Raw genomic sequence first — 10363 nt, 5'->3', positions numbered from 1 at the left:
ACTGTAATACGATGGCTAACTATATTTCTCAAACAGTTAAGCACGGAAAAGTTCAATTTGATGACATGCTAGATTTAACTGGTGAACATAATGAAGAAAACATTCTAGACTATTTAAAGGGGTTTAATATAAACCACATTGCTACTGCGAACTTTTAGAAAATAATAAAAACGAGCGAAAAAATAGCTTTATCGCTCGTTTTCCAAGCTAAAAATTAGCTTTTATATTTAACCGAACAGCCATAAGGTGGTGTGAGTTTATTTTTCACTTCTTTGCCATTCATTAACGCGGTTAAACCTAAATCGACATAATTGTCGGCTTTTTCAATATCAGCCGGATTAGCTGATTTTATGCTGTCGATGCCACCGGCATATCTAAGTACACCTTGTTTATCAATTATATACATGTGTGGCGTGGTTTTGGCGCCATAACTTTTACCAACCTCACCGCTAGGATCAAACAATACATGAGTTGGCGCAGCATTACGTGATTGTGTTAACTCAATCGCTTCATCAGCCTCAACATAACCTTGTTTGCCTGGTGCCGACGAAATAACAGATAACCAAACAACCTCTTTATCTGTATATTTTTGCTGTAAGTTTTGCATATTGCCACTTTGATAATGCTTTTTAACATACGGGCATTGGTCGTTTGTCCACTCCAAAACCACATACTTGCCTTTGTAATCGGCCAACGATACTTGCTCACCTTTTTCATTATTCAGCGTAAATGCTGGGGCGGGTGAATCAACTTTAATATTTGCCTGTACAAAACCGCTGCATAATGCCAGCAGAGTTATGCTTATCAGTTGTTTAATTTTCATGGTTTAGCTCCTTTTTTGCCTGATTAATGGCCTCAATTACAATTGATGGACTTAATAATTGAGGTAATACCTGTTCTGAGCCATCACCCGCATAAACCACATACAAAGGTACACCGGCTCGTTTGTACTGCTGTAAAAAAGTTAAAATTTGCTGATTTTTATTGGTCCAGTCACCCACCATATAGTGAACATTAGGCTCGTTCAAAATGGCTTTTACTTCATTTGAATTAAATGCAACCTGCTCATTTACTTTACAGGTGATACACCAGTCTGCGGTCATATTAACTAAAACCAGTTGGTTATTTGCTTTTAGTTCAGCCAGCTTTTGAGGGTTGTAAGCAAGTTGATTATTTTGCTGCTGAGCTTGGGGGGTGTGAGCTTCAGCCGAATAATTTAAATAAAACGGTAAAATAACGCTGGCGATAACAGCTAACAAAAATAGCGCTTTAAACATGCCTTTACTATGGTTGACCAGCCAGCAAAATAATGCAAAACAGAGCAGGCTGATCAATAAAATAAATAAAGCGGCGCTATTGGTTTGGTTTAAATACACCCAAATTAACCAGATAACCGTTGCCAACATAGGAAAAAACAAAAACTGTCTAAAACTTTCCATCCATGCGCCGGGTTTGGGCAAAATTTTAGCCAGTACAGGTAAGCAAAAAATTAACGTGAGAGGCAAAGCAAACCCAAGAGCTAAACTATTAAATAATAATAAAGTTTGTGCTGGCGGGCTGACCATAGCAACACCAAGCGAAGCCGCCATAAAAGGTGCGGTGCAAGGTGAAGCAACCAATACAGCTAAAACGCCGGTAAAAAACTGGCTGGAAAAGCCGTGCCCAGAGACTAAATTTTGTCCGATGCCAGATAAACTGCTGCCAAAGCGAATTTGATCCAGCAACATCAAAGCTATCGCTAAAAATAAAAATGCCATTAAAGCAACAAACCAAGGCGCTTGCATTTGAAATCCCCAGCCAATACTTTCGCCGCCTTGCCTGAGTAAAATCACAACTAACGCAAATAAATTAAAGCTGACTAACACCCCAATTAAATAAGCCAGTTTGTTACCAATAGATAAATTAGTTTGCTGTAAACTCAAAGCTTTAATAGATAAAACCGGTAAAACACACGGCATTAAATTTAAAATTAAACCACCGGCAAAAGCCATTAGCGCTAATAATAGCAGCGCAGCTAAAGTTTGCGACTCTAGCTGATTTGGCGAATTATTATTTGCTGAAACCGAGTTAAAAGCAGCCGTTAGGTAATAGCCTTTTGTACCATCTGATAATAAAAATTTAAGCGGCTTATTCTCATCAATAAAATAATCAGATTTAGCTAAAGTAAAATGGGTATTGCCTGATTCTGAAGTTAATTGCTGCTGGTTTTGATTATGTTGGATAACACTGCTTTTTAGTGCAAACAATTGCCAGTCACTTTGAACAGGCGGTTTAACCGACACAACAATATGTTGATCTGTGGTTTCGTATTGGGCGGATAAGGTTTTATTTTGTGGGTGTAACTTGCGAGTTTTAGCAAATAAATCGAACGAATCTGAGGGGGTATTATTACGATTTATATCAAAGGTTTTATTTAACGTAGCCCAGCCGGGAATACAATCTTCCTGACAAACCAGCCAAGATAAATCAACCGAAACATGCAGGGTATCACCGTTTTTATATTGTTTAGGATTATCAAAATTAAGCGGCAACATTAATAAATTTTGGCCATCATAACCATAATTAACCAAATGCGCGACGTTAATTTTTTGCGGCAATGGCCATTTAATTTCGCCAGCGTTTACACCATCCGGTAAAGTCCAACTCATTTGCGGCGCTTCGCCAGAATCTCCCGGATTTTGCCAATAAGTATGCCAGTGAGTTTCTGGCTCTAATAAAATACCAATCCAATTTTGCTGATCAGGGTTTAAATCTTGATATTCACTAATTAAAGCAACTTGAATATGCGGCCCAGTTGCAACTGAACTTGCGTTTTCAACCGACAGCTTATTTGCTAATCCATCGTTCAATTCACTGCTATTAGCAGCGACATTAAATAGCGCACAACATGCGACAAAAACAGTTAAAATCCAGCGATTAAATAAACGCATTATTCATCCTTTAAACCCTTTGATATCAGTATTGACCGGCTAAATTTAAGATTCAATTCACTTTACAATCAACTTACATTGTTAACTAAAAAGCTGGCTAAAAAATTGGTTAACTAAAGCTGAAATCACCCCGGTTAAAATAACAATAACCCAAACCGGAATTTTTTGACTAAAAACTAATAACGTTAAACCAAATACAATCGCTAACTGCTGCGGCGCTTCAAATAAATCAAACGCAATCGGGTTAACCAAATAGCTTAATAATAAACCAACAACCGCAGCGTTGACTCCCGTAATGGCATTTTTTAAGGTTTGATTATTTTGCACAAATTGCCAGTAATAAAAACAGCCGTTAACCAATAAAAAAGAGGGCAAAAATATCGCAAATAAACATACCAGCCCAGCCAACACTGGTGAAATATTTAATGCATTAGCCGCCCCTAAAAAAGCAGAAAACGTAAAAATAGGGCCGGGCACAGCCTGAGTTGCCCCATAACCAGCCAAAAAGTTTTGCTCGCTCACCCAGCCAGCCGCGACCACCTCATTTTTTAACATGGGTAATACTACATGGCCGCCACCAAATACGGTTGCGCCTATCCGGAAAAAACTATCAAATAACGCTAAAAACTGATTTTGAAATATGCCAGCCAGTAGCGGCAAAACAATCAAACCAGCTAATAATAAAGTTAAACTTATTTTGGCATTGGCAGATTTAATTGGCAGATCAAGTTGGTTTTGTTTGGTTTGAGTGCGTGATTTAAAACACAAAATGCCAATCAGCGCAGCCAATATAATAACTAAAAACTGTAACCAAATAGCAGCAAATATCGCCATAATCATTGTTGATAACAACATAATGGCAATACTGATCTTGTCGGTACAAAAGCTTTTCGCCATTTGCCACAACGCATGAATAATCACAGCAACTACAGCCAGCTTTAAACCTTGAGCTAAATTAAACAATACTTGGTTATCCAATGTATTTAGGCTCAGCGCAAATAAAATCAATAAAATGGCAGACGGCATAGTAAACGCAAACCAAGCAATAAAAGCGCCCAGTTGGCCTGCTTGTTTTAACCCAATAGCTAACCCAACCTGACTACTAGCCGGACCGGGCAAAAACTGACAAATAGAAATTAAGGTTGTGAATTGGCTGTCGGTAAATACTTTTTGTTTTTCAACAAACTCTGTTCTAAAACAAGCTAAATGAGCAACTGGACCACCAAATGCAGTACAACCCAGTTTTAAAAAACATAAAAACAAATCCAAAAATTGTTTTAATTGAGGTTTCATTAATTTAATACCCACCTTTAATTAAATAGCTAAACCATTATAAACCAAATATATTATCTTAATTTGAACTGTGTCTCTGGTAATCATTATCGTTCAACATTAAGATATTGATGTCTCCTAGTATTTGAAAATCTTGCGGAATTTAGAATGAAGTTTATCTTTTCAACAGTGCGTAAATTGGTTTGGTTGGCCGTATTTTGTGCCGTAGGCCTGTTGGTGCTGATTTATCTCGCTCGTTCAAATGATCCGCTTGTTAAAGAAACTCAGCAAGTCTCTGCACAACGAGTGGATAAAGCCAAAAAGTCGCTACACAAAATTGCGCATAAATTAAATAATAGTGTTGGCGAAGTTGAGTTTTATTTTAGTCAGGCTCAGGTTGATGCCATTATGGCGGTCGCTTCATACACAGTACCGAATACTCGTTTTCAAACTAACTTATCTCGTTTTGCGATAGAAATGGCTGCCACAACCGAGATAAAAACACCGTATTTCAACCAGTATTTAAACTTAAATTGTTCTTTATTACCGGCCAACAATAAGCTGGAAATTGATAGCTGTAAATTAGGCAAACTGCCTTTTCCAAAATGGTTAGTTAGCTGGGGATTTAAACGCGCATTATTATTAACCTTTGAAGATAAACTCACCAATAACGTGCTTAATTTAATTCAAAAAGCAGAATTGTCAGACCGCTCGCTCCGGTTAACTTTGCTTATAAAAGAAGGCATGAAAGAAGAAGTATTAACCGCTTTACATAAAAATGCCGCCAGCGACAATTTAATCTCAAGCAGTATTAAATCAAATGTAAATGCCGAAATGGTTTCAGTGTATTTAACTGAGCTACAAAATTTAATTGAAACCACCAAGGAGCCAAATAAAAAAGAAAGCTTAGCTTTTTATATTGGCAAAATGTTTTATCTGGCACAGCTTAGATCACCAGAAAGCGACGCTTCAACCGAGAATCAGGCTGCACTTTGGGCGCTCGCTACCACCTTTGGCAATAAACGTTTTGGCCACTTTGTTGGAATAGAGCGCAGTGTATTAAATAAACTGGAGCACCCTAGCCTACAATTAGCCGGACGTGATGATTTAGCTCTACATTTTTTATATTCAGCAATTTTAGAACGAGTTGTAAAAATGCACATGGGGTTAAAAGTCGGTGAGTTAAAAGAGTTATTAGACACCAACAAAGGTGGCTCTGGTTTTAGTTTTGCCGATTTAACTGCGGATAAATCAGGGCTGGCATTTGCCGATACTATTATTAAACATCCACAATATGCGCAGACTTTATTGGCGGGAAATCAGGCTGAATCGGTATTTTTCCCAACAATTGAAGGTTTGGTTGAAGGGCTATCGGAAGATGCTTTTAATCAGGATTTTGGCTCAACCGAATCAGAAGCTTATCAGCAAGTTGCCCAGTTAATTGATGCCAGAATAGCTGAGTTACCGCTGCATCAACATCAATCACAACTTAAATAACCTCAACTCTGGATAAGAAGTTAACTAAAGCCTTAAATTTATTGGTTTTTAGTTTAAGTTCTTTTTCTAGTGAGGTGAGAACAAAGCAAATTTGCGTACGTTATAGCTGGCTATTACTAGCGAATTCAACGTAGTTATCGGGGAAAATAACCACTAGAAAGCAATTTGTTATCCAGAGTTGAGGTTAAATGGTTTAATTTTTAAAACATATTCAGATGTGGGTGTGAATAAGGTATCCTGCCTGTTAATTGATGGTTAACAAAACCAATAACAGGGAGCAGGATGAAATACCCACTAAAACTTTCAGTTAAAATAGCGCTCGTTGCATTATTAACAAGTTGCGCAACCCCTAAGCCACAAACCCCAAGTTTAGATCAAACCCGCTGGCAAAATGTTTATCCCTATGGTCAGGCCGAATTTATTAATGGCACAATTGAATTAATATCTACCGATAATTGGTTTTATTTAACCAAACAAAGCTACCGTGATTTTGAGTTGGAATTAGATGTAAAAATGCCAGATACAACAGAATACTCCAACTCAGGTATTATTTTTCGGGCACAAATCAAACCATTTGAAAGTGGCCATGGCTTTTATGCTTATGGGTATCAGGCCGAGGTAGATCCAAGCGACAGAAAATGGAGTGGCGGTTTATACGAGCAAGCTACTCAAAGACAATGGCTTTATCCACTTCACCCAACCCGCTCCGCGCCAGACAGCGATTTTAAACAAAATTTATTAGGCGAATGGTCATCTCAACAAGCTAATGCTTACCAGCATTTAGCGTGGAATCATTACAAAATAAAAGCAGTTGGTCCAGAGATTAAAATTTGGGTAAACGGCGTTTTAACCACGCATGTAATAGATAATAAATCAGCCGAAGGTTTTATTGGCATTCAGCATCACGGCAGTGAATTATTTAAAAAAACCGGTGATAAACGCAATAAAGTAGTGTTTAAAAATATAACCATTACTGAGCTTTAATATTTTGATTATGAATAATTTTTTGTTAAGCCGTCAGCTTACAGCTGTGTTTTTATTAGCTACAGCTTTTACCGCTACTGCGGATGATGCTCAAACTGATTTATCTGAAATGACTTTTAAAGGTGATTATGACGATCATCAAATGCGTGATGTCATTCCGTTTGAAGCGATACCACAAGCACCGGTTTTAAACGTTGAACAAGCTTTAAATACATTTGAATTAGCCAAAGGTTTTAAAATAGAAAATGTAGCTGCCGAGCCTTTTTTGTTTAATCCGGTTGCGCTGGCATTTGATCAAAAAGGCCGGATCTGGGTATGTGAAATGACCCGCTACATGGAAAACTTAACTGGCAGTACAGAAGATAAAGCCGATGGCACCATTGCGATTCTGGAAGATACAGATAATGATGGCAAAATTGATAAACGCAGTGTGTTTTTAAACGATATTGTCCTGCCGCGTACGATTTCTTTAGTTAAAGGCGGGATTTTTTATGCGGATCAACAACAGCTATATTTTACTGAAATTATTGAAGAAAACGGCGAAATTAAACCCGGTATCAGAGAAATTGTAGATCCAACTTACGCCGAAGGCGGCAATGTTGAACATAAAGCCAATACCATGCTGTATGCAATGGACAACTGGTACTACAACGCGAAAAGCGATAGAAAATATCAGGTATTACCACACGATGCGCCACTTGAAACGGGTTCAGCAGAAATTTATCGCAATCAATATTGGAAGCTAGCCAGAGCCTCCACAGATTATCGTGGCCAGTGGGGCTTAACCATAGATGACAGCGGGTATTTATACCACAATGGTAATAGCTCGCCGGTTCAGGGCGAATATTTATTGCCCGGAGAATTAAAACACAACCCGGGGTTTTGGCCTAAAGTAGATGCCATTTCAATTGGCCCATCAGCTATTTATCCAGCAAGGATGAATCCGGGTGTTAACCGTGGTTATCTTGATGGATTTTTACATACCGATCAGCAAAATTATGGCAAGTTAGTTAACTTTACGGCCGCCAGCGGCAGTGTTATTTATCGTGGTGATAATTTTCCAGCGAACTATTATGGACTCGCTATCACACCAGAGCCTGCGGCTAATTTAATTAGTGCACGATTCATTAAAAAAGCGGATGGTATTTTATCTGGCGAGCCGGCTTTTCCGGGGCATGAGTTATTAACCTCAACCGATGAAAGATTCAGACCAGTGAATTTATACACAGCGCCGGATGGCTCGCTATATTTGGCTGATATGTATCATGGTATTTTGCAGCATAAAGAGTTTTTAACCAGTTACCTAGCCAAACAAATTGTTGCCCGCGATTTAGATAAAAATAATAACAATATGGGGCGAATTTACCGCGTAAGCTGGAAAAATAAAAAACTGGAACACACAGTAAATTTAGCAGGGTTAAGTGCCGAGCAGCTGATTCCTTATTTAACTCATGCGAATGGCTGGTACAGAGACACAGCACGCAGGCTGATTATTCAGGCGAATCAACCCAATATTGGCGTAAAAATCAAACCATTAATCCAGCTTAACCAAAGTGCAACCGGTGTAATCAATGTGCTTTGGACTCTATATGGCTTAAATCAGCTTGATTTAACCAGCTTACAGCAAATTTTTAATAACCCGAATACGACTCAAAATGTGCGCAAAACGATTATCGCGGTTGCCAAAAAACTACCGGCTGAGCAGCATAACAGCTTTGTAGCCATGTTAATGCCGGAGATTAAAAACTATGAACTTGCGCTACAAGCAGCGACCACTAGCGCTTTTTTAAACTCAGCAAATGTGCTGGATTTATTAAAACGTATTTTGGACGAGCATTTAAATAAACCTTATATCCGCAGTGCAGTTGTCAGCGGCTTAGCTGATCGTGCACCCAAGTTTTTAGCGCATTTAAATGGCGCTTACCCAGATGATGAATTTATGTATTTAATCAATAATCTGGGCAAAAAGCCGGCAGATCGCACCAACCGCGCTCAATTGTCTGAATCTGGCAAAGCACTTTATGATCTGGGTAAAACTTTATTTAACGGTAAAGGTGGCTGTACAGGTTGTCACGGTGCGGATGGTTCTGGCCTTTCAGGTATTGGCCCAACATTTTGGAATAGCGAATGGGTGCTGGACTCAAAACCTAGGCTAGCTAAAATTTTATTACACGGTATGCAAGGGCCAATCACTATTGGCTGGCAAACTTGGGAAACCAGTGTGGTAATGCCGGGTTATGCACAAAGACAAGATATAAGCGATCAGGAATTAGCTGCAATTGCTACTTATATCCGTAACTCATGGGGCAATGCCGCCGATACAAAATCGCATATCACTGCCGATTTTATCCAGCAAATTAGAATACAAACCAAACAAAGAAGCCTGCCTTATAAAATGGAAGATTTAATTGATTAAATGACCACAAGAAATCATTAAAAAAGAATCATTTAGATATCTCTAAAAACCCGAATTAAAACCTTTAACCAATTGTTTTAATTCGGGTTATTTTTATAGATGTCTATTTGGCGTTCTCAATTTTAATCCGTCACATTTTTGTCATAATTCAGCCGAATACTGCTTACATCAAAACCAAACGCATACTGTTTTAGCGCAAATTTGTTATCAACTTAGCTAACTCAATATGCAATTAAATAGCCCTAATTGTGATGATGAAAGGAGTTAAATAACAATGTTAATTAAAAAATCCCCACTGGTTTTAGCTTTAGGTATGGCGATGTTTGTATCAACCCAAGCACAGGCAAGCATTGAAGAAGCGTTAGCATTACAGGCCAAAAATAATGTAGCCACCAGCTATAGCAAAGTATTACCGCTTGAAGGCGGCTCTAATTTTAGAGACATCGGCGGATACAAAACCGAAGACGGCAAAAGCGTTAAAAAAGGTTTGTTATTTCGCTCAGCCGCAATGAGTAGCTTAACTGAGCAAGATCAAAAATATTTAGCTAAGTTTGATTTTGATACAGTGGTTGATTTACGCACTAACGAAGAGCGCCAGCTTTTTCCGGATCACTGGGTTGAAGGCACTGACATTAACTATTATTCGTACGACTACAGCTTTAAACAAATGATGGGCGATCCTAAAAATTTAGCCAAGTTTGATTTAGCCGAAATGTATGCCGGCATTGCTTATTCAATTAAACCTCAATTACAAGCTTACTTTGATTTTGCCTTAAACGGTAAAGCGCCTGTGGTTGTGCATTGTTCAGCAGGCTCAGACAGAACAGGCGTTGCCTCAGCATTAATGCTTGAAGCGTTAGGTGTACCGCGTCCACAAATTTTTCAGGATTATGTATTAACCGCAGAATACCGTAACCCGCTTGTTGAAGTAGGCAATGTAGATTTACAAGCTGAATCAAAAACCAATGATTTTGCTAAAGTTATGCTGCATTTTACTAAAGGTAAAGATCCGGCAGAGGTAAAACCTTTATTTACCGATGGTGGTTATCCGCTATTAGCGCTTGTTTTCCAGCGGATTGAAAAAGATTATGGCAGCATAAATGCGTTTATGGAAAAAGAGCTTAAAGTTAGCCCTGCTGACGTGCAAAAATTAAGAAGCATCTACTTGCAATAATTAACCTCAATTCGGTTTAATGAATATGTTTCAAACGGCCTTTTTTCGCGGGTACTGCGTTAAATTCACTTGCAATACGACCCCATGGAT

General features: G+C 38.5%; 7 protein-coding genes. 4 read left to right on the top strand and 3 right to left on the bottom strand.

Annotation, left to right across the window (positions count from 1 at the left end):
- Window positions 1-214 precede the first annotated feature (214 nt).
- From N7931_RS18575 to chrA, 3 genes are all read right to left on the bottom strand, one after another.
- Window positions 215-823, bottom strand: a complete 609-nt coding sequence (locus N7931_RS18575; RefSeq protein ID WP_262795840.1) for a redoxin domain-containing protein — start codon at window positions 821-823, stop codon at window positions 215-217.
- Window positions 813-2930: a protein-disulfide reductase DsbD family protein gene (locus N7931_RS18570; protein ID WP_262795839.1), complete on the bottom strand. Its 2118-nt coding sequence runs from the start codon at window positions 2928-2930 to the stop codon at window positions 813-815. Before N7931_RS18570 ends, N7931_RS18575 begins: the two co-directional genes overlap by 11 nt.
- A gap of 81 nt (window positions 2931-3011) precedes the next feature.
- A complete protein-coding gene (gene chrA / locus N7931_RS18565) occupies window positions 3012-4223 on the bottom strand; it encodes a chromate efflux transporter (RefSeq protein ID WP_262795838.1) in 1212 nt (403 codons plus the stop codon).
- Window positions 4224-4370: 147 nt separating this feature from the next.
- On the opposite strand from chrA, the gene N7931_RS18560 reads away from it, so the two are divergent.
- The 4 genes from N7931_RS18560 to N7931_RS18545 all read left to right on the top strand — a co-directional run bounded on the left by N7931_RS18560 (window position 4371) and on the right by N7931_RS18545 (window position 10273).
- The gene (locus N7931_RS18560; RefSeq protein ID WP_262795837.1) at window positions 4371-5699 is read left to right on the top strand and encodes a hypothetical protein; all 1329 of its coding nucleotides are present in this window, start codon (window positions 4371-4373) and stop codon (window positions 5697-5699) included.
- Window positions 5700-5981: 282 nt separating this feature from the next.
- Window positions 5982-6683: a DUF1080 domain-containing protein gene (locus N7931_RS18555; RefSeq protein ID WP_262795836.1), complete on the top strand. Its 702-nt coding sequence runs from the start codon at window positions 5982-5984 to the stop codon at window positions 6681-6683.
- Between the two features lie 10 nt (window positions 6684-6693).
- On the top strand, window positions 6694-9099 hold the full coding sequence (locus tag N7931_RS18550; protein WP_262795835.1) for a PVC-type heme-binding CxxCH protein: 2406 nt from the start codon (window positions 6694-6696) through the stop codon (window positions 9097-9099).
- A gap of 274 nt (window positions 9100-9373) precedes the next feature.
- Window positions 9374-10273 carry a tyrosine-protein phosphatase gene (locus tag N7931_RS18545; RefSeq protein WP_262795834.1) on the top strand — a complete coding sequence of 300 codons (900 nt, stop codon included), beginning with the start codon at window positions 9374-9376 and terminating at the stop codon, window positions 10271-10273.
- Window positions 10274-10363 lie beyond the last annotated feature (90 nt).

Source organism: Catenovulum sp. 2E275, from assembly GCF_025515275.1.
GTDB lineage: Bacteria > Pseudomonadota > Gammaproteobacteria > Enterobacterales > Alteromonadaceae > Catenovulum.
This window is presented reverse-complemented; position numbering and strand designations above follow the sequence as displayed.